Consider the following 24155-nt stretch of genomic DNA (forward strand, 5'->3'; position numbering starts at 1 on the left):
ACCCCCGGATCAGCCGGCGATCGGCTGCGGGTCGCCGCACCAGCGCCGCAGGGCCCTGGTCAGCCCCCGGCCGGGCTCGGCGCCCGCCCACGCCACGTATCCGTCGGGCCGGATCAGCACATGCGCGGGCCACGGGTCGCCGAGGGGTTCGGCGAGCACCCCGGTACGCAGCCGGGCCTCCCAGCCCTCGGCGGCGGGCGGGCAGCCCTTGGTGCCCGTCAGGACGAAACCGCCGCCCCTGAAGAGTTCGTACAGCCGCTCCGGGCCGCCGGGAGCCGCCACCAGTGGCCGGTCGGGCACCCGCCGGCCGACCCACCGGTCGCCCCCGCCCGCCGGGTAGCGCAGGGTCAGCCCCGACAGGTGCCGCACGTTCAGCCGGTGGACCGGCTTGATACGCATCGACCACATCGCGGCCTTCCGCATCAGCCGGGCGGGCAGACTGTCGGAGGTCTCGAACCGGAACGACAGGTCGGTCTTGCGGAGGGTCTCCGCCGCGATCGGGTACCGCTCGGCCTCGTAACTGTCCAGCAGATCCTCCGGCGCCCACCCGTCGAGCACCGCCCGCAGTTTCCAGCCCAGGTTGAACGCGTCCTGGATACCGGTCTGGAGGCCCTGCCCGCCGGACGGGATGTGGGTGTGCGCGGCGTCCCCGGCGAGCAGCACCCGGCCGACCCGGTACCGCTTGGCGTGCCGCTGCGAGCTGCGGAACCGCGACAGCCACAGCGGGTCGTGGATGCCGATGTCCAGCCCCAGGATGTCGGCGCAGCTCTCGCTGAGGTCCTCCAGGGTCAGCGGCTCGTCCGCGGGTACGGTGAACTTCCGCCGGTCCAGGACGATGACCCGGTACGTGCCGTCCCGGAACGGGAACAGGGCCGCCATGCCGCGCCGGTTGATCCGGGCGTACTCGGCGGGTCCCGGCGGACTGCTCAGCCGGGCGTCGCCCATCATCAGTGACTGGTCGTAGTTCCAGCCGTCGAACTTCACCCCGAGGGCCTCGCGCACGGTGCTGTTCACGCCGTCACAGCCGACGACGTACCGGGCCCGGACCGTGGTCGGGCCCTCCGGGCCGGTCAGTTCGACCACGACGCCCTCGTCGTCCTGCGACAGCCCGGTCATCTGCGTGCCGTACACCAGCACCGCGCCCGCCTTCTCGGCGGCGATCTGCAACGCGTCCTCGGTCTTCGCCTGCGGGATGGACAGGCTGAACGGGAAGCCGGTGTCGAGCAGTCCGTAGTCGAGGAAGCCGTCCTCGTTGCCGAGCGGCGGGTGCGGGCACTCCAGGCCCCAGGCCAGCAGATCGTCCACCCGGCCCCGCATGTCGAGCAGTTCCATGGTGCGGGGCTCGACCGTACAGGCCCGGGACAGCCGGCTGCGCCCGTCGCGCTTGTCCACGACCTGGCAGGAGATGCCGAAACCGGCCAGTTCCGCCGCGAGCGCGAGTCCGGCGGGCCCGGCGCCGACGATGAGCACCTGTGGGGACGGCGGCATCTGCTGACTCCTTCGGATCGGCTGGTCCCGCCGCACGGGGAGGGTGCGGGGCGCGCGAGGCGCGGGGCGGCCAGGGCGGCCGGACGAGGGCCGCGGAGCCGCACCCCGCCGTGACGCCAGCCAGTTAAGGGGCGGTCCTCGGCGGGGCGCAACAGGGCTGAGAACGAGGTGAGAGGCGGTGGAGAGCGGGAGCCTCCGGATGAGACCGGTTCGAGAACCAGGTTGAGATCAGGGGGACCTAGCGTGGCGGACGATCAGGTGGTGTCCATGCTGTCCAGCCCGCAGGGGGGCGTCCCGCCATGACCGCGCATCCGCCGGAACCGCTTCGCGCACCGGCCGCCCCGGAGCCGCCTGCCCCGCCGGAGCCGCCCGCCTCCCCGGAACCCCCGTCCGCCACGACGTCACCGGCCGTCCCGGACCCGGACGACCTGGAATCCCTGCTGAGCATCCGCCACTTCGAGAACCTGCTGCTGCGGATGTTCGCCGAGGGCAGGCTCAACGGCACCACCCACACCTGTCTGGGACAGGAGTACGTGCCGGTGGCGCTGGCCCCGCTGCTGGCGGGCGACCACGTCCTCAGCAACCACCGGGGCCACGGCCACTACCTGGCCCTGTTCCGGGACCCCGCCGGACTGCTCGCGGAGATCATGGGCCGGGCCGGCGCGGTGTGTTCGGGCGTCGGCGGCAGCCAGCACATCCGCCGCGAGGGCTACCTCTCCACCGGCGTCCAGGGCCAGAGCCTGCCGCTGGCCGTCGGCATCGGTCTGCGCTGCAAGCGCGTCGGGTCCGGCCGGATCGCCGCCGCGTTCGTCGGTGACGGCACCTGGGGCGAGGGAGCGGTGTACGAGGCGCTCAACATGGCCGCGCTGTGGCGGTCGCCGGTCCTGGTGGTCGTCGAGCACAACGGGGTCGCCCAGTCCACCCCGTCGCACCTCCAGATGGCCGGTTCGATCGCGGACCGGGCCGCCGCCTTCGGCATCGACTTCCTGGAGATAACCGGCCATCAGGTGCCGGAGATCCGGGAGCGGCTGGCCCCCGTGGTCCGCCGGGTCCGCGAGGAACACCGCCCGGCCGTCGTGCAGTTCACCACCCACCGGCTCGGGCCGCACAGCAAGGGCGACGACACCCGCCCCCGGGAGGAGGTGGACCGCCTCTGGGACGACGACTGGCACCGGGAGCTGACCGAACGGCTGGGCGAGCCGTTCCGGGAGCTCGACGCGCGGATCCGCGCCGACATGGAAGAGCTGGCCCGGGAGGTGGAGGCACGGCCGCCCGCCGCGTGGACGGGGTCCGGTCTCCCGGACACGAGGATGGAGTAGCCATGGCCGAACCGAGCGAGAGCACGGAACCGACCGGACTGACGGACCTGGTGGCCGACGTGCTCCAGGTCGCCGCCGCCGAGGTGACCGACGACACCGGGCCCGCCACCTCGGCGGCCTGGACCAGCCTGCGGCACGTCCAGATCGTCGCCCGGGTCGAGAAGACCTACGGCATACGGCTCACCGCCCGTGAGGTACGCGGCTGCCGGAGCGTCGGCGCCCTGCGCGGGGTGCTGGCGGAGAAGCGGGAGACACCGTGAGCGGGCCCGCACCCCGGGTGGTGGAGACCCTCAACGGCGCCCTGGTCCGGCTGTTCGACGAACGGCCCTCGCTGCACCTGCTCGGGGAGGACGTACTCGACCCGTACGGCGGCGCCTTCAAGGTGACCCGCGGCCTGTCCACCCGCCACCCCGACCGGGTGCTCGGCACCCCGATCAGCGAGGCGGGCATCACCGGCGTGGCCGGCGGTCTGGCCCTCGCCGGTGACCAGGCGATCGTCGAGGTGATGTTCGGCGACTTCGCCGCGCTCGCCTTCGACCAGGTGCTCAACCTGATCTCCAAGTCGGTGACCATGTACGGGGACCGGGTGCCGATGCCGGTCGTGGTGCGCTGCCCGGTCGGCGGCAACCGGGGGTACGGCCCCACCCACAGCCAGAGCCTCCAGAAGCACTTCGTGGGCATTCCCAACCTGGCGCTGTACGAGACGAGCCCGTTCCACGACCCGTACGCGCAGCTCGCCGAGGGCCTCGACCACGGGCCCGCGATCCTCTTCGAGGACAAGGTCCTCTACACCCGGCGGATGTACCGGGACGGGACGGTGGACGAGCACCACCGGTACGAGCTGCTCGGCGGCCCGACCGGCTGGGCGCACGTCACCCCCGTGGACGCGGCCCCCGCCGACGTGGTGCTGATCTGCCCCGGCGGGACCGCGCACCGGGCGCTCGAAGCCGCCCGGCTGCTGCGCGACCGGGGACTGACCGCACACGTACTGGTACCGGCCCGGCTCTACCCGCCCGACCTGGAACCCGTGCTGCCGCTGCTGGCGGGCGCCCGGCTCGTCGCGGTCGCGGAGGAGAGCACCGCGGGCGGCACCTGGGGCGCCGAGATCGCCGCCCGGGTGCACGCGCGGATCTGGGCGGAACTGCGCGCGCCCGTGCTGCTGTTGTCGTCGGCGGACTCGGTGGTGCCGACCGCCCCGCACCTGGAGGCGGAGGTACTGCTGGGGGCCGGGCGGATCGCCCAGGAGATCGAGGCCGCCGCCGCCCGCACGCTGCCGGCCCGCGCGCCGGCCGCGCCCGCGGGGCCCGTCGCCGCCGCCGGGCCCCTGGTGGACCCCGGCTCGCACGCGTCCGCGCCGGCCGCCGCAGCCCCGGACACCGTCGCGCCGGAAGGCGTCGAGCCCGTGGCCGGGGTGCCGGTCAGCATGCCCAAGCTCAACAACAACGACACCGACTACCTGGTGCTCCAGTGGCTCGCCGAGGACGGCGCGGAGGTCGCCGAGGGCGACCCGCTGGTCGAGGTGGAGACCTCCAAGGCGGTCGAGGAGATCGCCGCCCCGGCCGCCGGGCACCTGCGCGTGCACGCCGCCGAAGGCACCGAGATCGGCGTCGGGAAGCTCCTCGCCGAACTGTTCGCCGAACCGCCCACGACCCCGTCCGCCCCTCCGGCCGCCACCTCCCCGGGCGCCACGGCCGCGGCCGTGCCCGAACCGCCCGCCGCCGCCCCGCCCGGACCCGACGCCCGCACCCATGTGCTCGACCGGGCCCAGCAGGGCACCGCCGCCGTCGTCACCCGCGCCCACCAGGAGGTGCCCGCCGCCTTCGCCGCCGTCGAGGTCGAGGTGGACGCGGTACTGGCCCGGCTGCGGACGCTGTCCGACGACACCGGCGCCGAGGTCGGCCTCCCGGAGGCGGTGGTGAAGGCCGTGGCCGCCGCCCACCCCGCGTTCCCGCACCTGTTCGGCACCCTCCTGGACGAGCGGACCGTACGACTCGCCGACACCGTGGACATCGGAGTCACCGTGGACGCCGGGAACGGCCTCTACATCCCCGTGCTCCGCGACTGCGCCGCCCGTTCCCTCACCGACCTCTCCGACGACCTCATGGAGTTCCGGATGAAGGCGTTCCGCGGTGAGTTCACCGCGGGCGAGCTGTCCGGCGGCTCCCTGAGCGTGTCCCTGAACACGGAGCCCGGCGTCCTGGTCGTCCAGCCGATCGTCATGTGGCCGCAGCTGTGCATGGTCTCGGTCGGCGGCCCGCTCACCCGCCTCGTCCTCACCGAGGGGACACCCACCCCCGCCACCGCGGTCACCCTCGGTCTCGCCTACGACCACCGGGTCGTCAACGGCCGGGAGGCGGTCGCGTTCCTGCGCGTCGTCGCGGACGCCCTCCACGACCCGGAACAGCTCGACAAACTCATCGACTGACCCTGAGGAGTGAGCGCCAGTGGAGTACGGGTTGACCGCCTTCGGTGTGGCCCTGGGCGAAGAGGCCGCCGTCAAGGACGTCGTGGCCGAGTACACCGAGGACGTCGAGCGCGTCCTCGGATACGGCTACGAGTACATCCACCGGGCCCCGCCCGACGTGAGCGTCACCGACCTCGCCGTCGACGCGGGCCGGCGGGCCCTCGCGTCGGTGAACCCGCGCGAGGTCGACCTGCTCGTCCTCGCCCTCACCGACCTCGCCGACCACCTCTACTGGGACGCGGCGGCCCAGGTCCAGTGGGCCCTCGGACTCAGCCACGCCGAGGCGGTGCTCGTCGACCAGGGCTGCGTGGGCGGAGTCACCGCGTTCGACACCGTCGCGGGCCGGTTCGCCACCCACCCCGGCTACCGGACGGCGCTGGTCATCGGCGCCAACCGGACCGTGGAGGCGTACTGGAACAGGCTGGACACCCACTCGCTGCTCTTCTCGGACGGGGCCGCCGCCGCCGTCGCCGTACGCGACGCGCCCACGCTGCGCTGGCGGTCCTCCTACGCGGAGACCGACGGCCGGTACGCCGACTTCTTCCGGATGGACGTCGGCGGCGCCCGGCAGCCCTTCGTACCCGGCACCGGAACACCCGCCGTACGCGACGCCTGGGACGTGGTCGAGCGCTTCGACCACGACGCCGAACGGCTGGCCGCCTACGCCGAGGAGATCGACGAGCGCACCGCGCGCGCCGTCCACCGGGCCTGCCGCCAGGCCGACTGCGACGAGGAGAGCCTGGCCCGGCTGCTCCTGCTCAACGACAACGCCCGGGTACTGGCGGCGCAGGCCGAACTGATCGGGGTGCCGCTGGAGCGGACCAACGCCCGACTGGCCGCCCGGAACGGGCACTTCGGTGCCGCCGACCACCTGTTCGCCCTCGCCCGGCTGGAGGAGGACGGGGAGCTGGCGCCCGGGGACCTCGTGGCCCTCGCGGCCAACGGCCGGGGCATGCACTGGGCGTGCGCGGTCCTCCAGTGCTGACCGTGTCGCCGGCCGCCCGCTCGGCCGTCCGGGGAGTCTCCTCCCACCACCGAACAGATCGGAGTAAAACGCTATGAGTCGTCACCCCGCCCGGCGCGCCCTGATGGCCGCCGCGCTGGTCTGCGCGGGCCTGGGCCTGGTGTCCTGCGCGTCCACGCCCGACCCGGACGCCCAGTCCGCCGGCTCCGCAGACACCCCCGCCTGCCGGATGTTCAAACCGGTCTCCGTCGACCTCGGTCTCGGTGAACCCTCGGTGAGCCAGATGGCCGGCGACGGCTGCACCGCCCACACCCACGAGTTCGGCACCCTCACCCTCACCCTGCGGGACCGTCCCTACGAGGCGGTGGCCACCGGGGACGGCAAGCGGAGCACGATGAAGTTCGGCGAGTACGACGCCGTGATGCTGATGGGTTCCCTGAACGGTGTCTGCAAGATCTTCCTGGACACCGGGGAGAAGGACAGCGTGGAACTGCGGCTCGGCCGGACCACGGCGATGACCCCGCAGGTGTGCACCTCCCTGAAGAAGGCGGCGGGGAAGCTCGCGGCCTCGCTTCCCGCCCCGACCGCAGCCGCCGGCTGACCCTTCCCCGTACCCCTGGTGCCGGGGCCCGCCACCGTACGGTGGCGGGCCCCGGCACCAGGGGTTTCGCCGCTCACCCCAGGGTGCGGGTGGTGGCGGCCAGGGTCGCCTCCCCGACGGACGCGACCCCGAGAGCGGGCGCCCGGGTGTCGCCCGGCCCGTCGGCCGCCGGGCCCGGCAGCCCCGGGGTGCGGTCGATGACCCGGACCGTCGCCGGTCCCGCCGCCAGTTCCAGTTCCAGCTCCGCTCCCCGCGCGGGCACCTGACGGACCCACAGTTCCCACGCCGCGTCCCCGTCCGGGTCGTCGGCGAACCTGCCCGGCACCCCGGACAGGGACCAGCCCCGGACGGCCGCCCCGCTGACGACGATCACCAGCTCGTCGGCGCCGCGCCCGGAGACCGCCGTCAGCCGCACCCGCCGCCCCCCGTCCGCCGAGTCCCCGACCACCGTGCTGGTGACCCGGGGACCGGGCAGCGGGAACGCGTCGGCCGGGCCGCGCCGTACCGGCACCCGCCAGCCGGGCCAGAGGTCGGCCACCGAACCGCGCTCGGCGTCCGCAGGCAGGAACCGGTCGCTCCAGTCGTCCGACGGTGCCCTGCCGATCCAGTGGGCCGTACGCCGGTCCGCGTCCCACAGGTACAGCAGGTCGGACCGGACCGGCTGTTCGCGCTCCGGAGGCAGCAGGGCGGTGCCCGCCAGCACCGCCGTCGCCACCACGGCGGCGGTCACCGGCAGCAGACGCGGCAGGCGCGGCAGCACCCCCGGCAGCAGGGCCGTGAGCAGTGACGCCACGGCCACCGGCGCGGCCACCAGACCGAGGCCCAGGGCGTTCGTGAGCAGCGGCAGCAGCGGGAACACCAGCAGGGCGCACGGCACCGTGCCCAGCGCGGCGGCCAGCACCTGGCCGCGTACGGTCGTCCCGGCCCGGGAGGTGAGCACGGCGACCGCCGCGAGCAGCCCCAGCGTCGGCCAGACGAAGACGTGGCTGCCGCCGGGCAGCAGCACCGCCGTCACGAGGGACAGCAGGATCCACAGCAGCGCCGCGCCCGCCACCTGCGCCCCGGGACGGGCCCACCGCCGGGCGAGCAGAGCCAGCGCGCTGCCGACGGCCAGGGCGAACACCAGGAACCCGGCGAGCGCCGTCCCGTGCCCGCCGATGTCGTAGTAGTGGGGGAACTCGGCGTGCCCGGACGCCGTCAGCGGGGCCAGGAAGAACGCCGCCCCGGCGGCGAGCAGCAGCTGGCCGAGGGCGACGAGGAACCCCCGGCAGACGTCGCCCACGGTGAGCGCGCCCCGGGCGCGCAGCCGCAGCAGCAGCGCCAGGCCGAGCCCGGCCACGACCAGCGCGGCGGGCAGGGCCGCGCCCAGCGGATAGGAGACGAACAGTCCACCGGCCCGGAAGTACGCGGAGTTCCCGGCCGGGGTGTGCGCCAGGTCGGCGGAGCCGAGCGCGCGGGCCAGCCCGAGGGCCTGGTCGCCCTGGTGCTGGACGGTGGCCGGATCCACCTGGTCCGGGGTGTCGGTGGCCCCGTGGTAGTGGGTGTAGCCGTCCAGGTAGGCCAGGTTCAGCCCCTGGTGCCCGGCCTCCTGGAACACCGTGAAGTCGGTCAGGTTGGGCATGTAGCCGTACGCGGCGTCGAGCAGCGAGTCGGCCCGCGCGCCCGGCACCTTTCCGGCGAGGGTGTCCACCAGCCACGCGGCGTCCGGCCCGGTCTCGAACATCAGGCTCGGCCCGCGGCTGCCCCGGGCCTCGAAGTTCAGGACCACCGCGTCGGGCGGCAGCGCGCCCGGGGCGTCCACCAGGGCCTGCGCGCCGAGGAGACCGCTCTCCTCGGCGTCGGTGAACACGAGCAGGACGTCGTTGCGCGGGGGCGGTCCGGTACGGAGCGCGCGGGCCGTCTCCAGCAGCACCGACACCGGGACCCCGGCGTCGTTGGCGCCGGGCCCGGCCTCGGTGGAGTCGTAGTGGGTGACCAGCGCGACGGGCCGGGTGCTCGCGGTGCCGGGGATGCGGGCGACCACGTTCTCCAGCCGGAGCCCGGCGTACCGGGAGTCGGCGGCGGTGGGGGAGAGGTCGGGGCGGTGGGCTGCGGCGGCCCCGGTGTGCACTTGGGCGTCGATGCCCAGCGCGGTGAGGGTACGGACGATGTACTCACGGGCCCGGGTGTGCGCGGGCGAGCCGCTGGGCCGGGGGGCGTCGGCGATCTCCCGTACGTGAGCGCCGGCGCGGGCGGCCGAGAAGGCGTCGGCGGGAGCGTCCGGGCCCCGGGCGGCGGGCATCCGGGCGTCCTGGACCACCAGCGCCAGACACAGCGCGGCGAAGACGGCGACCGCCGCCGGGAACACCCGGCGTCTCCCGGCCGTACGGCCCGTTCCCGGCGGCTCGTCACCGGCGCCGTGCCGGTCGGTGCCGTGCTCCCCGGGGCTGTCGCGTGCCCGCCCGTCGGGGCGTGGATCCTCCGGGCCCTCGGGGTCGGGCGCGGACCGGTCGGAACCACCGGGCGGGGTGCGGCCCGCCCCGGTGTCATACCGCCTGAGTGCCATAGACCGTGGACCCCTCGCTCGGCAGGTATCCGCCGTGCACTCCGGCGGTGCTCTCCCGCCCGCGCAGGGCGCGCGCGATGCGGTCGATCACGTCCCGCCCGGCGACCGGGCCGAGTTCCGCGGCGGCGCGCTGCCGGGCGTGGTCGCGGACCAGCGGGTTGAACGTGTAGGTGGGGCCGCCCGACACCTCGTCCGGGGCGACCGCCAGCAGATGCAGGTTGACCAGGGCGTCCAGCAGCCGCTGGGTGTCGTCGCCGGGCCGGTCGGAGACGGCGGAGACCATCCACTCGGGGACGTACTCCAGGTCGCACAGGCTGAGCCGGAGCCACAGCCGGTACCCGGCAGGCGGCAGCTGGTCGAGGGAGGACGCGAGCCGCGCTCCCATGTCCAGGCAGCCGATGGAGAGTTCGGCGATACGATTCTGCTGGGTCGACAGGCGGTCGGTGAAGCTGCGCAACGTGCAGCGGGGGCGGGCCCGCAGCCGGGCTCCGGCGGCCCGGATGGCCAGCGGCAGATGACCGCAGAGCCGGGCGATCCGCCGGGCGCTGTCCACCTCGGCGAAGACCCGTTCCACGCCCACCAGGGAGGCGAGCAGATCCAGTGCCTCGTCGGTGGGCAGCCCGTCGACGCGGTACTCGGTCAGACCGGGGATCTTCAGCAGACTGGACCGGCCCGTGCACAGGACCGCGCTGTCGCCGCTCGGCAGCAGGGCCTCGTACCGTGTGCACTCGGCCACGTCGTCGAGCACGATGAGCAGCCGCTTGGTGGCGGTGACGCTGCGGAACAGCGCGGCCCGTGCGGCGAGGCCCGCCGGGATGCGCTGTTCGGGCACCCCGAGCGCGTCGAGGAACCCGTGCAGCACCTCCTGCGGGGGTGCCGGGTCGGTCTGCCCGCGCAGGTCGGCGTAGAGCCGGCCGTCCGGGAAGTGCTGTTGCAGGCTGTGCCCGGCGTGGAGGGCGAGCGCGGTCTTGCCGGTGCCGCCGCACCCCGCCAGCGCCACCACACGGGGCCCGCTGTCCCCGCGCAGGTCCGAGGTGACGCGGTGGAGCAGCTCGCGCCGGCCGGTGAAGTCCTTGATCTGGGGTGGTAACTGGGCGGGCACCTTGGCGGGCGGCCAGGTCCGTTGCGGTACGGCGGGCGGTGGCGCGATCGGCTCGCCGGAGAGGATCTTCTGGTGCAGTTCCTGGAGTCCGGCGCCCGGCTCCAGGCCGAGATTGTTGATCTGGGTGAGACGGTTGTTGCGGTAGACGGTGAGCGCCTCCGCCCGGCGCTGGGACAGGTGCAGGGCGGTCATCAGCTGGGCGCACAGCCGCTCACGCATGGGGTACTCGGCGACCAGCGGCTTGAGTTCGCTGATGAGTTCGGCGTGCCGGCCGAGGGTCAGGCCCACGTCGAGCCACTCCTCCAGAACTGAGAAGCGGCGTTCCTCCCAGTGGGCGGCCACCGCGTAGGTGAGCGGTCCCGAGAGGTCGGCGAGCGGCTGCCCGCGGAAGAGGGCCAGGGCGCTGCGGTACTCGGCGGTGGCCGGCTCCAGTTCGCCGACGGCCACCAGGTCCCGGGCCCGGCGTACCGCCTTCTCGAACGCGTGGGCGTCGAGGTCCTCGTCGTCGAGCCGGATCCGGTAGCCGCCCTGCTCGGTCTCGATGAGGTCGACCGGCGCGCCGGCCGCGGCGAAGGCGTTCCGCAGGCGCCAGACGCAGGTCTGGATCTGCTTGTCCGCGGTTGCGGGCGGCGCGGAGCGCCACACGGCGTCGATCAGTGAATTCACCGGGACGATTCGGTTGGTATGGAGCAGAAGGGCCGCCAGCACGGTCAGCTGGCGATTCCTCCCCAGGCGAATTGGCTTGCCGTGAATGATTACCTGTAATGGCCCGAGGATGCGAAAGAAGATTTCCCGGCCATTGTCGTCCAGTTCTTCTTGGGAGTGACCTGTATTGAGAGATGAATATCCATTGTGGAGCGGCAAGATCATCCTCCCGGTGCCCGAAGCAATTTACGGCCAGCAGGGAATGCTAGGAGAGCATCGGGTGTCATGTCCATACCCAGGTTGGGCGGCGACAACGGATTTGGTCGGCTGATCTTTTCCTGTGCGGAGTTTCTTGCACTTCGCATTGTGCACAGTGCACGAGTTTCTTGCACTGTGCACAATGCGGGCTGGCTTGAATGGAGTGGTTCCGGCGGGAGGCGACTGCAAGCGGAATGTTTCAATCAGCCGACGGCTATGGTCGCCCTACGGAGCCCGCCCTTGTGCGCAGAGCCAGTGCGTCGACCTTTCCGCCCGGTGTTCTCGGCAGTTCCGGCAGCACGATGATGTGATCGGGGATCATCTGTCCGGGGAGAGTCTCGGCTATTTTCTCGTGCACCTCCGAGGCCGTCGCACCGGCTCCCAGCACCACGAACGCGATCAGCCGTTCTCCCGCGTCCTCACGGCGCAGCAGCACCGCGCAATCGGTCACCGCGGGGTGTCTGCGGACCGCCGCCTCGACCTCACCGAGTTCGATCCGGAAACCGCGCACCTTGACCTGATGGTCCACCCTGCCGAGAATCCGCAGCCGCCCGTCGTCCCCCCACCACCCGCGGTCCCCGGTCCGGTACAGCCGCCCGTCCGGCTCGAACGGATCGGGCAGGAACCGCTCCGCGGTCGCCGCCGCCCGCCCGTGATAGCCGCGGGCCACCCCGGGACCGCCCAGATGGATCTCGCCCGGCACCCCGGGCGGTACGGGACGGAGCCGGGCATCGAGCACGTACGCCCGGTACCCGGGCACCGGACGTCCGATCGGGATGGCCGCGCCCGCCGCCTCGGCCGGGCCGCAGCGGTGCGTGGTGGCCCACACCGCGCACTCGGTGGGCCCGTAGTCGTTGAACAGCGGCGCGTCCGGGCAGAGCCGCAGATGCTCGGCGACGATGTCCGGGCTCAGCGGCTCCCCGCCCACCGCCACCATCGAGAACCGGCCGAGCACCTCCCGGTCCGCGACCTGGAGCACGATCCGGTAGTGCGAGGGCACCGCGTGGATGTGGGTGACGGCCGCGCCCTCCAGCAGCTTCCGCAGCGCCATCGGGTCGTGCGCCTCGGTCTCGGTCGGCAGCACCACCGCGCCGCCACTGGTCAGTGCCCAGAACATGCCGCCCGCCGCCCCGTCGAAGCACAGCGGCGGCAGCACCAGGTCCCGGCCGGGCGGCGGGCCGGCCGCCGCGCGGGCCGCCGTGGAGGCGACGATCGCCCGGTGGTGCACGCCGATGCCCTTCGGGGCCCCGGTGGAGCCCGAGGTGTAGATGACGTACGCGAGGTCGTCCGGGGTGACCGGGACACCGGGGGAGGTGCCGGGCAGCCCGGCGGCGTCCTCGGCCGCCAGCACCGGCACCGGGACGGAGAACTCCGGCCGCCGCCGGGTGAGCAGCGCCACCGCCCCCGAGTCGGCCAGGATGTGCCGGATCCGCTCGGGCGGGTACGTCGGCTCGATCGGCACGTAGGCGGCGCCCGCCTTCAGCGTGCCGAGCATCGCGGTCACCGACCAGGCGGAGCGGTCGGTGAGCAGGGCCACCAGCCGGCCGGGGCCGACCCCGGCCGCGTGCAGCTGCCGGGCCACCCGGTTGGCGTCCTCGTCCAGTTGACGGTGTGTCAGTTCGGTGTCGCCGCACAGTACGGCGAGCGCGTCCGGGGTCCGCGCGGCGTGTTCCTCGACCAGGGTGTGCAGGCAGCCGGCGGGAAAGGGCCGCTCCGCGCCGCGCGACCAGCCGGCGAGCGCGGCCCGCTCCGGCGCGGTGCCGCCGTCGGTCTCGTACACCGGCCGGTCGTCGAGCAGCCCGTCCAGGACGGCGAGCAGGCGTCGTACGAAGATGTCGGCCACCGTCTCGTCGTGCAGACCGGTGTCGTGGTCCAGGCGCAGCCGGTCGCCCTCCCGCAGGACCAGCAGCCCGTGGTGGGCGACGGCGTCCGGCACCCGGACCGGCAGCGCCGTGTACGCGCCGACCCGTTCCGGCTCCGGTTCGCCGCCGGGGGCCAGCGCGAGGGCCGCGCGGAACCCCGGGGGAAGCGGCACACCGGAGGCGACCGCCTCCCCGGCCCGCCGCAGGGCGGCGCCGCCGGACAGGGTCTCGGTCACCCCCGGTACGACCGCCACGGGGGTGTCGTACGCGACGGCCAGCGCCGCCCCGGGCGAGTCGCCGCAGCGGACCAGGAGCACCGCGACGGCCGCGGCCAGCGCCGCCTCGTCGGACACCCCGGCGGCCCGCAGCCGCGCGAGTGAGGGCCCGGCCGGGATCCGCACCGTCCGCGCGTTCCCGGAGGCCCGGCCACCGCCCTGAAGGACGGACGGCTCCGGCGCCGCGCCCTCGGCGCCGGAGCCCGCCGATCCGGCGGTGTCCGGGAGCGAACCCGAGGGTCCGCTCCCGGACACCGCCGGGAAGGGGATGCCGTCCGTGAGCAGCCACCGCATCACCGCCGCCGGGGGCAGCGGGTGGGCGGTGACCACCACCAGGAGGAAGCGTTCGTCGCCGAGCCGGGCGAGCAGCACCCGGGCGGGGCCCGGTTCCGCCTCGGCGGCGGCGCTCTCCTCCCGGACCAGCTCGCCCCACTCCGAAGGGTCCGTCCCGCCGGCCGCCAGGTCGTGCACGGTCAGCGGGATCTCCGGAACCGGGCCCGCGACCCGCGCCCGCAGCGCGCCCAGGTCCGGCCGGCCGTGGACCACCCAGGTACCGGTGGTGAGACCGGCGAGCCCGCCCGGAGGAACGGCCGCCGGACGGACCGGGGGAACAGCCGCCGGAGCGGCCCCGGGAACGGACGCGGACACCGGCACGGTCACCGGCACGGATGCGGACATGGGTCGCTCCTCCTGTCGTGCTGACGTGCTGTCGTGGTGAGGCGGCCGGGCGTTGTGCCCGGCCGCCTCCGTGCTCCCGCGACCCGTCAGAGCAGCACGCGCTCCGCCGGAGTCTCCCGGTGGGCCCGCGACTTGCGCAGGTCCCGGGTGACGACCGCCTTCTTGAGCCAGCGGTCGGTCCCGTCGAACCGGGCCTTGAACGCGCTCCTGCCGTGCACCGCCCGGTAGTTGTCGATCACCAGCAGGTCACCGGGGGCCAACGCGACCTCGACCAGGTTGCGTTGGAGTTCCCCGGTCAGCGCGTTCAGCGCCGCCTGGGCCTCCTGATCACCCGGCAGTGGCGACATGAACGCCGGGTCGATCCGCAGATACGGCCGGTCCGGATGGCCGAACAGCACCGCGCACGGCTCCGGTTCGTCCTGCATCCGCTGCACCGCGTGCATGCTGCCCCGGTTCGCGGTGAGCGTCCGGGCGTGCTTGAGATGCTCGGTGTCCGGAAGGATCAGGAACCGCGCCTGGCTCAGCACCTCCCGCTGCTCGTCCGTCAGGACCACCTCGTCCACTCCGGCCACCACCGTCGGCACCGCGTCGTGGTTCCGCAGTCCCAGCAGCAGCAGATAGTCGCAGCGGAACGGGTGGAAACCGTCCTCGGTGTGCCAGGCCAGCTCCACCGTGCCGTGACCGCTCTGGTCGTTCTCGTGCGCGGGGACCGGCAGTACGTCGTGCACCAGCCGCCCGTTCTGAAGGGTCGACCAGCCGAACAGGTCCCCGAGGTGCGCCGTGGTGAGCATGAGAGCCACCTCGTGCGCCCCCGACTCCGGTTCCCTCGGTGGCTCCCGCCAGTCCAGCGGCGTCGGCCCGAGCCGGCTGTCGTCCACCGGAAGGCCCCGTACGACCAGGCACGACGCCGACTCCGAGGTCCGGAACTCGCGCAGCTCCCGGATCAGACGCGGCGGCAGCCGGTGTGCCTGTACGGACAGGTCGTCCAGCAGGGCCGGGGCGCTGCTCGCCCCGTGCTCCCGCAGAACCGAGCGGGTGAGCGTGTCCAGTGCGGCCCCTTCGGCCGCGTCGAGGTCCACGTAACGGATCATCGGCGCTCATCTCCCGCACGATCCGTAGGGAAGCATCCTCGTGTGTTCACGAGTCCTCCTTGTCCTGCGATCAGTTGGCGGTGTCCTTCGACACGACGAAGGTCTCGGGATCGGGCAGATAGCCGCCCTCCACCAGGAACCGGAAGCAGGAGTGCGCCCACTCCTCGGCCACCGGCGGGCAGCTGATGCCCGAACCCTCGAGGGCCTCCGTCAGTACCCGGCACTCGTCCATGGGGTTGATCTGCTTCTGCAGCTCCGGGTCGAGCGCGGCGTGCCGCATCGTGGCGACCCGCAGCAGCGGGGTCATCGGGAACAGGATGTGGTCCTCGCCGACGTCCAGCGCCCGCTGCCGGGCGTCCTCCTCGTCGATGACGTCGAGGTTGTAGCCGAACGACCGCAGCCACTGGTAGCACTGCTGCATCGTCGTGGGCGCCGGGTTGGTGATGTTGAAGTTCTTCCCGAAGTTCTCCTCGCGGAGCGAGGTGTAGACGACGGCCTGCGCCGTGAAGTCCACCGGCACCGCGTTGATGACGTCGTTGTAGAGCGGCAGCACCCCGAGGTCCAGGAAGCCCCGCAGATACACGTACAGGTAGTCGGTGTGGTGCGAGGCGCCGGTCTCGGCGTGACCGGTGATCATCCACGGGCGCTGCACGGTCACCGGGATACCCCGGTCCCGGGCGATGTACATGATCTTCTCGGCCAGCCACTTGCTGCGCGGGTAGCCGGTCGGGATCCGGATCGGACCGCTGTCCAGGTCCTCCTCGGTGAACGGGCGCTCCGCCCCGCTGCCCATGAACACGTCCACACTGGAGATGAAGTGGACCGACTTGAGCGTCTCCGTCGTGGCCAGCCGCAGCACCTCCTTGGTGCCCTCGACGTTGGCCGGGCGGGCCGCCTCGTACGGGTAGGTGAAGTTGACCACCGCGCCGCTGTGGTAGATCACGTCGATCGTGGACGCGCAGTGCGTGAACTCCGCCGGGCTCAGCCCGAGCCGCGGCTTGGCCAGGTCACCGATGACCATGCGCATCCGGGAGCGGTACGACTCGTCCCACGCGTGGTAGGTGCGCAGGGTCTGCTCCATGCGCTCCCACGCCGCGTCCTCGCTTTCCGCCCGGACCAGGCAGTGCACCAGGACGTCGGTGCTCTTGATGAGCTCCACCACGAGGAACGCGCCCAGATAACCGGTGGCACCGGTGACCAGCGCGTGCCGCGGGCTGAACCACTCGGAGTGCGGCAGGTCCCCGGGGGTGATCTCCTCGGGCAGCCGGACCTCCTCGTGCAGCTCCTCCAGCTGCTGCGCGTACAGGACCTCGCTGTCCACGTTGTCCCGCTGCCGCCGGTCCTCCTCGATCGCCGCGGCGACGCCGGCCACCGTGGGCACCCGGAAGATCTGCTCCACCGGCAGGGTCACGTCGTGCGTCCGGGCCAGCTGCGCGGTCAGCCGCGCCACCAGCAGGGAGTTCCCGCCGAGTTCGAAGAAGTCGGCGACCGCGCTGACCGTGGGCACGCCCAGCAGCGAGCAGAAGGTCTCCGCGATCTCCGCCTCCAGCTGGGTCCCCGGCTCGACGAAGTCCTCGATACCGAGGTCGGGCGCGGGCAGCGCCGCGGTGTCCACCTTGCCGTTCGGGGTGAGCGGTATCCGCTCCAGTGTCACGAACGCGCCCGGCACCATGTAGTCCGGGACCTGCGCCAGTACGTGCTTGATCAGGGCTTCCTTGGTCAGTACCCGGCCGACGACCGGGACCACGTACGCCACCAGGCGCTGCACGCCCGGCTGGTCCTCCCGCGCGATCACCGCGGTCTCGGCGACCAGCGGGTGGCGCCGCAGGACGTTCTCGATCTCGGTCAGCTCGATCCGGAAACCACGGATCTTGATCTGGGTGTCGGCCCGTCCGAGGAACTCGACGCTGCCGTCCTGCCGGTAGCGGGCCAGGTCACCGGTCCGGTACAGCCGGGCCCCCGGCTCGTCGGAGAACGGGTCGGGCAGGAAGCTGCCCGCCGTCATCCCCGGCCGGTTGACGTACCCGCGGACCACGCCGCCGCCGCCGATGTACAGCTCACCGGGCACGCCGGGCGGCACGGGGCTCAGCCGCTTGTCCAGCAGGTGCAGACGGGTGTTGGGGATCGGGTGGCCGATCGGCACCCGGCCGGACGCCGCGTCGGCGGCGGTCACCGGATGCACCGACGCCCAGACGGTCGCCTCCGTCGGACCGTACTCGTTGAACAGCGCCACGTCCGGGGAGCGCCGCAGGTGCGCCTCGACCAGGTTCGGCGGCAGCACCTCACCGGCCAGCACGGTCGTCCGCACCGAGGGGAACGCCTCCGGCTCGGCCTCCAGCAGCACCGCGTACTGCGAGGGCACACCGTCGACGTGGGTGACCTCCTTGTCCCGGATCAGCGCGCCGAGCAGCCGCGGGTCCAGCACCTCCGTCTCGTTCGGCACGACGACGGTGCCGCCGCGGGTGAGCGTCCAGTACAGGCCGCCGCCCGAGGCGTCGAAGGTGAACGGAGCCAGCACCAGATAGCTCTCCGGCAGCCCCGGGCCCTCGATGACCGACCGGGCCAGGGTGGAGTGGACGATCTGCCCGTGCTCCACCGCCACACCCTTCGGGCGGCCGGTGGACCCGGAGGTGTAGATGACGTACGCCAGGCTGTCCGGCCCGACCTCCACGGACGGCCGGGTCACCGGGCCCTGCGGATCGGCGGTCGGCACCGCCACCTTCTCCAGGCCCGGCAGCTTGCCGTCGAGCCCGTCCAGCGCACCCTCGCCGCCGACGACCAGGGTGATCCCGGCGTCCTCGGCGATCGACGCGATACGGTCCGCCGGGTACGACGGGTCCAGCGGCACGTACGCGCCGCCCGACTTCAGCACACCGAGCAGCGCGACCATGGTGTGCACCGACCGGTCGGCCATGACACCGACGAGGGTCTCCGGGCCCGCGCCGAGTTCGGCGAGCCGCGCGGCCAGCGCCTCGGCCCGCAGGTCCAGCGACGCGTACGTCAGCTCCGCCGTGCTGGAGGTCAGCGCCAGGGTGTCCGGGGCGGACGCCGCGGCCTGCCCGACCAGCTCGTGCAGCAGCCGCGACCCGTCGCGCTCGGCGCCGGTCGCGTTCCACTCCGACAGCCGCTCCCGGTCCGGGCCGGACAGCAGCGAGAAGTCCGCCAGCGGCCGGTCCGGTTCGGCGACCGCCGACGTCAGGAGCAGCAGCAGCCGGTCCAGCAGCCGCTCGGCGGTGTCACGGTCGAACAGCGCCGTGTTGTAGTGGGCGCGCAGCGACAGGTCCCCGTCGCGGCTGACCGCGAACAGGTCGAGGTCGTGCGGGGTCCAGGTGACCGGCAGGCTCAGCGGACGCGCGGTGGCGCCCGGCAGCTCCTGACTGCCCCACTCCTCCTCGAAGCCGAACAGGGCCTGGAACAGCGGGGTGTGGCTCAGGTCGCGGGCCGGCTGCGCCGCCTCCACGATCTGCTCGAACGGCAGCCTGGCGTGCGCCAGGGCCTCGTCCAGGGCCGAGTCGGTCCGCCGCAGCAGCCCGGTCAGTGTCTCGCCGGCCTCCAGGTCGAAGCGGACCGGCAGGGTGTTCTCCAGCGGGCCGACGAGATCGCCGGCGCCGTCCTGCCACGACGGCGGTACGGGGACACCGACCGCGAAGCCCTGCTGCTGGGCGTGCCGGGACAGCACCGCGGTGTACGCGCCGAGCAGCAGCCGGGACAGCCGGTGACCGGTGCGTGCCGTGAACGCGTCCAGTTCGGCACGCAGTTCGGCGGACACCCGCACCGTCACCACATCGGCGTCGATGGTCTTCACCGGCGGCCTCGGCCGGTCGGTGGGCAGCTCCAGGGTGCTCAGACCGGTCGTACGGGCGCGCCAGTACTCGATGTCCTTCTCGGCGTCGTCGCCGGCCAGCCAGGCGCGCTGGGCGGCGGCGAGAGCCTCGGGCTCGGCCGCGAGGGCGGTGACCTCCGCGTTCCCGCCGAGCAGGTTCGTGTAGCCGGCGAGGACCTCGTCGGTGAGCAGCCGGACCGAGCGCCGGTCGGCGACCAGCTGATGCACGGTCAGGAGGAGTACGTGGTCCTCCTCGCCGAGCCGCAGCAGGCTCGCCCGCACCAGCGGGCCCTGCGCCAGATCGAACCGGCGGCGGGTCTCGGAGGCCACGATCCGGGCCAGTTCGGCGTCGAGCCGGTCCGGGTCCACCTGGACCACCGGCAGACGCAGCGATGCCACCGGCCTGACGGTGGCCAGCGGATGGCCGTCCACCGTACGGAAGGTGGTACGCAGCACCTCGTGGCGCTGCACGGTCGCCGACAGTGCCTGCTGGAGCACGGCCGGGTCGGTCCGGCCGGTCAGCCGCACCGCGGCGCTGGTCTGCCAGGGCCGCTTCTCGTCCAGCTGGATCAGCAGCCACAGACGGCGCTGCTCCAGGGTGAGGTTGCTGGTGACGTTGGCGGAAGCGTCCAGGAGGCCCGCCAGGAGCGCCCGCTTCTCCTCGGACGTCAGGGAACTGATCTCGTGCTGCCCGCTCATTCGGTGGACTCCCGTCCTAGCTGTCGGATGCGATCAGGCGGAGCGTTCGCGGACCGAACGAGGACGCATGTCGGTCCACACCCGCTCGATGTGCTTGAGGCATTCCTGCTTCGTGCCGGCCGGACCGTCGGCGGCCCAGCCCGCGGGTACCGCGCGGTCGGCGAACCAGATGGAGTACTGGTCCTGCTCGTTGGTGACGACCTGGAAGACGGTGTCGGCGTCGTCGATCCCCATGAGGGCTCCTCGTGGTGTGTCGTGTGATCGGTCGGCTGTCCAGTGGTCAGTTCATATGGCGCAGGAGCTGGTCGATCTCGTCGTCGGACATCCCGGCGAGCTGAGCGAGCAGCGCCTCGTCTGAGGTGGGCCTGCGGTCGCGGGCCCGCTCCAGTTCCTCGATGGCCGCGGCCAGTCCGGCCGGGGTCGGCAGACGGAAGAAGTCGCGTACCGGGACCTGGAGACCGAACTCGGCCCGGACCCGGCTCAGCAGTTTCGCGGCGAGCAGGGAGTGCCCGCCGAGCCCGAAGAAGTCGCCGTGCACCCCGACCACCGACAGCCCCAGGACGTCCTGGAAGATCGCCAGCACCCGGCGCTCCACCCCGTTGCGGGGTGCCACCTCCGCCACCGGTTCGCGCGGCGCGGGCGCCGGCGGCGCCGGCAGCGCCCCCCGGTCCGGTCCGCCGCCCGGAGCCTCGGGCAGTTCGTCCAGTACGCCGAAGACGGCCGGGACGCGGTAGCCGGGCAGCGCGGACCTGGCCCGGCCCCGGATGTCGGCGGCGAACGCCTCCCGCTCCGGTCCGGTGCCCGCCGCGACGCTGCCGTCCGGCACCAGCCAGGCGATCAGCCGGCTCGCACCGGGGTCGGTGGTCACCGCTGCGGCGCCCACGCCGGGGAAACCGGCGAGCACCCGCTCGACGGCCGCGGCCGGTACGGCGCGGTCCCCGACGAACAGCCGTCCCTCACCGGGCCCGACCGCCTCCAGGGCCCCGTCGCGGGCCCGCCGGCATCGCAGCCCCACCGGTACGGCGGTGCCGGTCCCGTCGGCGACGTGCAACTCGCCGACCAGACCGCCCGACACCGGCATGCCCCGTACGTCCAGCAGGCTCCGCACCACCCCGGCGGGCGGCGGCCCCAGCCGGCGCCCCCGCCTCTCGTCCAGCGGGGCCAGCGCGGCGGGCATCGCCGCCGCCTGCGGGCCGGGGCGGCCCAGGAACACCGTGCGTCCGGTCCGTGTCAGCATGTCCACCAGGTCGGGGGCGAGCACCTCGCCCACACAGACGAGGCGGGCCCCGGGCGGCGGCTCCCAGCCCTCGGTCAGCACCCGCCGCCAGGTCGGCGGATCGGCCAGGACGAACGCGGCGGGCGGCCCGGCCGGGGCCAGCTGCACCCCCGACAGCATCAGACTGCGGGCATGGGCCAACGGCATCAACAGGTCCACCGGGGACGGCGGGGCGCCGCCGTCCAGCAGCAGCACATCGTCCTCGGCGGTCACCGACAGCCGCTCCGCGACCCCGGCCAGCGCGGCGGCCAGTGCCCCGTGCGACACCGCGGCCCCGGACCCCTCCGGGCCCCCGTCACCCGCCGACCAGGCGGTCGCCTCCGGCCCCGGCGTGCCCGGGTCCGGCACCGGATCGAACCTCGGCCCGGTGGTGATCACCCAGCCGCCCGGCTCCTCCTCGGCCCGCCGGACGAACGCGCCCGCCCGGTCGTGCCGCTGCCCGTACGCCGGTACCGCGCCGACCTCGAACACCGCCAGGAGTACGGCGATCAGCCCGGCCGACGGCACCGGGGGAGTCGTCACCCGCATACCGGGCCCGGCGATCCCCTCCGCCCGCAGCCGCCCGGCCAGATCGGCCGCCCACTCCCGCAACTCGCCCAGCGTCAGCACGGCGTCCGCCGAGGACAGCACCGCGTCCTCCGCGCCGCGCCGCGCCAGCAGCTCCGACACCGTGACCGGCACCGCCGCGGGGGCCGGCACCGCGGGCGTCTGTGCCGGGACCGGGGCCGCCGCCAGGGGCAGCGCCCCCACGGGCACCGACGGGTCCCGCAGCGCGTCCGCCAGCACCTGCCGGTGCAGCTCCACGATCCGCGCCGCCGTCGCCGCGTCGTACAGGCCCCGGTCGTAGTCCAACTGGAGCCGCAGCCCGTCCCCGTCCGGCAGCACGGTCAGCCACAGGTCGAACTTCGCCGCCGTACCGGTCAGTTCCACCGGGGCCATCGTCAGGCCCGGCAGCGGCACCTCCGCGGCGGGCGTGTTCGGCATCGAGAACATCACGTCGAACAGCGGATTGCGGTCCAGCGCCCGGGTCTGCCGCATCTCCTGCACCAGCCGGTCGAAGGGCATCCGGTCGTGCGAGAACGCGCCCAGACAGGCGTCCCGCACCACCCCGGCCGCCGACTCGAACCCGCCGCGCAGCGGCAACCGGGCCCGCAGCACCAGGGTGTTCGCGAAGAACCCCACCAGCTGCTCCGCGTCCGGATGGTGCCGCCCGGCCACCGGCGTGCCCACCACCACGTCCTCCTGGCCCGTCACCCGGGCCAGCGTCGCCATGAAACCGGTCAGCAGCACCATGAACAGCGTCCCGCCGGACCGCTTGGCCAGCTCCTCCAGAGCGGCCGTCGTCGTCCCGTCCAGCCGCTCCTCGACCCGGCCGCCGTCCCCGCCGCGCCCCTGGTCCCGGGGCCGGTCCACCGGAAGCTCCAGCGGCGTCGTCCCGGCCAGCGCCCGCTGCCAGTGGGCGGTCATCCGCTCCATCTGCTCACCGGCCAACTGCTCGTCCAGCCAGCCGACATAGTCGGCGTACTGCACCGGCAGATCACCGAAACCGGCCCGGCCGCGCTCCCGCAACCCCCGGTAGGCCGCCGCGAGATCCGCGTAGAACACATCCATCGACCAGCTGTCGCACACCAGATGATGGATCGTCACGATCATGGTGTGCCGGCGCGGCGCCTCCCGCACCAGCACCAGCCTCAGCAACGGCGGCGCGTCCAGGGCGAACGGCAGCGCCGCCTGCTCCCGGGCCAGCCGCTGCACCCGGGCCTCGGCCGCCTCGGCCGACAGGTCCGCGCAGTCGACCACCGGCAGCGACACCAGCGCCTCCGGCAGCACCAGCTGGTGCGGATCACCGTCGACCAGCCCGACCCCGGTGCGCAGGCTCTCGTGCCGCGCCACCACCGCGTTGACCGCCTGCTGGAGCAGCACCAGGTCCAGCTCGCCGGTCAGCCGCACCGCGCTCACCACGTTGTACGCGGCATTGCTCGGCGGGTTCAACTGGCAGACGAACCACAGGCTGCGCTGGGCCGGCGCGGCCGGCAGCACGAAGTAGTCGCTGTAGTCCCTGGACTCTCCGCTGCCGACACCACCGGCGTACGAGGAACTGCTCACTGGGTCCCCGCCTCCCTCACGGCCGATACACCGAGTGCCGTCTCGATGAAGGTCACGACGCTCCTCTCGTGGTCCTGCACGAAGAAATGACCTCCGTCGAAGTCGTGCACCGAACAGTCCGCCGAGGTCTGCCGGGCCCAGCCCGCGTCCCCGGCCCGCACCAGCGGGTCCCGCGTACCGCGCAACACCCGCACCGGCACCGGCAGCGGCGGCCCCGGCACATACCCGTAGGTCTCCGCCAGGGTCAGATCCGCCCGGATGGTGGGCAGCATCAGCGCGACCAACTCCGCGTACTGCGCGAGGTCTTGGGGTTCCATGCCTTCCCAGGCCCGCAACCGGTCCAGCAGTTCCGCGTCCGGCAGATGGTGGACCTGCTCCTGGTCCGCGTACTGCGGGGCGTCCCGCCCCGACACGAACAGCGCCTGAGGCAGCGGCAGTTCCAGCTCCACGAACCGCCGCAGCACCTCGAAGGCGACCAGGGCGCCCATGCTGTGCCCGTAGAGCGCGTACGGCCGGCGGGTCAGCGGCCGCAGCGCGGGCGCCAACGCGTCGACGAGCGCGGTCATCTCCCGGAACGGCGCCTCACCGAGGCGCACTTCCCGGCCCGGCAACTGCACCGCGGTGACCTTCAGCGCCGAGGTGTACCGCTGCCAGTTCCGGAACTCCGCGGAACTGCCACCGGCATGCGGAAAACACACCACCTGGCTGACCGGATCGGCCACTTCGCCGAAAGTTCTGTACCAACGGGAACTCAGTCGGGACGGGCGCACCTCTACCTCCATCGGAGATGGCGAACGTAGGACGCGAGAATGTGCTGGATCAACATCACCGGATCAGATTCACCGACCGGATCGCAGTGCGGAATCCTATCCCTACCAGTTTCATCGGAGGGTGCGTCAATGACCCCGTACCGGCCTGAGAGTTGAGCGATAAGGAACTGAGACCCGAGTGAGAGACAG

At 73.4% G+C, this 24155-nt stretch carries 14 protein-coding genes; 5 read left to right on the plus strand and 9 right to left on the minus strand.

The annotated features are described in order from the left end of the window. Positions 1-9: 9 nt before the first annotated feature. A complete protein-coding gene (locus OG875_RS29520) occupies positions 10-1488 on the minus strand; it encodes an FAD-dependent monooxygenase (RefSeq protein ID WP_330177285.1) in 1479 nt (492 codons plus the stop codon). 299 nt (positions 1489-1787) lie between these two features. On the opposite strand from OG875_RS29520, the gene OG875_RS29525 reads away from it, so the two are divergent. The 5 genes from OG875_RS29525 to OG875_RS29545 all read left to right on the plus strand — a co-directional run bounded on the left by OG875_RS29525 (position 1788) and on the right by OG875_RS29545 (position 6836). After that, positions 1788-2807 (plus strand): thiamine pyrophosphate-dependent dehydrogenase E1 component subunit alpha, encoded by a 1020-nt coding sequence (locus OG875_RS29525; protein ID WP_330177286.1) that lies wholly within the window; start codon positions 1788-1790, stop codon positions 2805-2807. A 2-nt stretch (positions 2808-2809) separates the two neighbouring features. After that, positions 2810-3067, plus strand: coding sequence for an acyl carrier protein (locus OG875_RS29530; RefSeq protein ID WP_330177287.1), 258 nt, complete (start codon positions 2810-2812; stop codon positions 3065-3067). After that, entirely contained in the window at positions 3064-5232 is a 2169-nt protein-coding gene (locus tag OG875_RS29535; protein WP_330177288.1) for a 2-oxo acid dehydrogenase subunit E2, read from the plus strand. The genes OG875_RS29530 and OG875_RS29535 overlap by 4 nt, the downstream gene beginning before the upstream one ends. A 19-nt stretch (positions 5233-5251) precedes the next feature. Further along, on the plus strand, positions 5252-6256 hold the full coding sequence (locus OG875_RS29540) for a 3-oxoacyl-ACP synthase III family protein (protein ID WP_330177289.1): 1005 nt from the start codon (positions 5252-5254) through the stop codon (positions 6254-6256). Between the two features lie 73 nt (positions 6257-6329). Continuing rightward, complete coding sequence (locus OG875_RS29545; protein WP_330177290.1) at positions 6330-6836, plus strand: hypothetical protein; 507 nt, start codon at positions 6330-6332, stop codon at positions 6834-6836. A gap of 73 nt (positions 6837-6909) precedes the next feature. Here OG875_RS29545 and OG875_RS29550 read toward each other — a convergent pair whose 3' ends face one another. From OG875_RS29550 to OG875_RS29585, 8 genes are all read right to left on the minus strand, one after another. Beyond that, positions 6910-9381 carry a M28 family peptidase gene (locus OG875_RS29550; RefSeq protein WP_330177291.1) on the minus strand — a complete coding sequence of 824 codons (2472 nt, stop codon included), beginning with the start codon at positions 9379-9381 and terminating at the stop codon, positions 6910-6912. Beyond that, positions 9362-11353 (minus strand): BTAD domain-containing putative transcriptional regulator, encoded by a 1992-nt coding sequence (locus OG875_RS29555; RefSeq protein ID WP_443079223.1) that lies wholly within the window; start codon positions 11351-11353, stop codon positions 9362-9364. Before OG875_RS29555 ends, OG875_RS29550 begins: the two co-directional genes overlap by 20 nt. A gap of 247 nt (positions 11354-11600) precedes the next feature. Beyond that, positions 11601-14201 carry an amino acid adenylation domain-containing protein gene (locus OG875_RS29560; protein WP_330177292.1) on the minus strand — a complete coding sequence of 867 codons (2601 nt, stop codon included), beginning with the start codon at positions 14199-14201 and terminating at the stop codon, positions 11601-11603. Positions 14202-14287: 86 nt separating this feature from the next. After that, complete coding sequence (gntD, locus tag OG875_RS29565) at positions 14288-15292, minus strand: guanitoxin biosynthesis L-enduracididine beta-hydroxylase GntD (RefSeq protein ID WP_330177293.1); 1005 nt, start codon at positions 15290-15292, stop codon at positions 14288-14290. A 70-nt stretch (positions 15293-15362) separates the two neighbouring features. Next, positions 15363-19814: a non-ribosomal peptide synthetase family protein gene (locus OG875_RS29570; RefSeq protein WP_330177294.1), complete on the minus strand. Its 4452-nt coding sequence runs from the start codon at positions 19812-19814 to the stop codon at positions 15363-15365. Between the two features lie 33 nt (positions 19815-19847). Beyond that, complete coding sequence (locus OG875_RS29575) at positions 19848-20048, minus strand: MbtH family protein (protein ID WP_330177295.1); 201 nt, start codon at positions 20046-20048, stop codon at positions 19848-19850. 46 nt (positions 20049-20094) lie between these two features. Then, the gene (locus tag OG875_RS29580; protein ID WP_330177296.1) at positions 20095-23196 is read right to left on the minus strand and encodes a condensation domain-containing protein; all 3102 of its coding nucleotides are present in this window, start codon (positions 23194-23196) and stop codon (positions 20095-20097) included. After that, positions 23193-23918 (minus strand): thioesterase II family protein, encoded by a 726-nt coding sequence (locus OG875_RS29585; protein WP_330177297.1) that lies wholly within the window; start codon positions 23916-23918, stop codon positions 23193-23195. Before OG875_RS29585 ends, OG875_RS29580 begins: the two co-directional genes overlap by 4 nt. Positions 23919-24155 lie beyond the last annotated feature (237 nt).

Source organism: Streptomyces sp. NBC_01498 (assembly GCF_036327775.1).
Lineage (GTDB): Bacteria > Actinomycetota > Actinomycetes > Streptomycetales > Streptomycetaceae > Streptomyces.

Excerpts from the sequence above, each read along its gene's own strand:
- OG875_RS29555 (WP_443079223.1), bottom strand. The coding sequence starts at position 11,353 with ATGATCTTGCCGCTCCACAATGGATATTCATCTCTCAATACAGGTCAC.
- OG875_RS29575 (WP_330177295.1), bottom strand. The coding sequence starts at position 20,048 with ATGGGGATCGACGACGCCGACACCGTCTTCCAGGTCGTCACCAACGAG.
- OG875_RS29525 (WP_330177286.1), top strand. The coding sequence starts at position 1,788 with ATGACCGCGCATCCGCCGGAACCGCTTCGCGCACCGGCCGCCCCGGAG.
- OG875_RS29545 (WP_330177290.1), top strand. The coding sequence starts at position 6,330 with ATGAGTCGTCACCCCGCCCGGCGCGCCCTGATGGCCGCCGCGCTGGTC.
- OG875_RS29570 (WP_330177294.1), bottom strand. The coding sequence starts at position 19,814 with ATGAGCGGGCAGCACGAGATCAGTTCCCTGACGTCCGAGGAGAAGCGG.
- OG875_RS29520 (WP_330177285.1), bottom strand. The coding sequence starts at position 1,488 with ATGCCGCCGTCCCCACAGGTGCTCATCGTCGGCGCCGGGCCCGCCGGA.
- OG875_RS29530 (WP_330177287.1), top strand. The coding sequence starts at position 2,810 with ATGGCCGAACCGAGCGAGAGCACGGAACCGACCGGACTGACGGACCTG.
- OG875_RS29560 (WP_330177292.1), bottom strand. The coding sequence starts at position 14,201 with ATGTCCGCATCCGTGCCGGTGACCGTGCCGGTGTCCGCGTCCGTTCCC.
- gntD (WP_330177293.1), bottom strand. The coding sequence starts at position 15,292 with ATGATCCGTTACGTGGACCTCGACGCGGCCGAAGGGGCCGCACTGGAC.
- OG875_RS29550 (WP_330177291.1), bottom strand. The coding sequence starts at position 9,381 with ATGGCACTCAGGCGGTATGACACCGGGGCGGGCCGCACCCCGCCCGGT.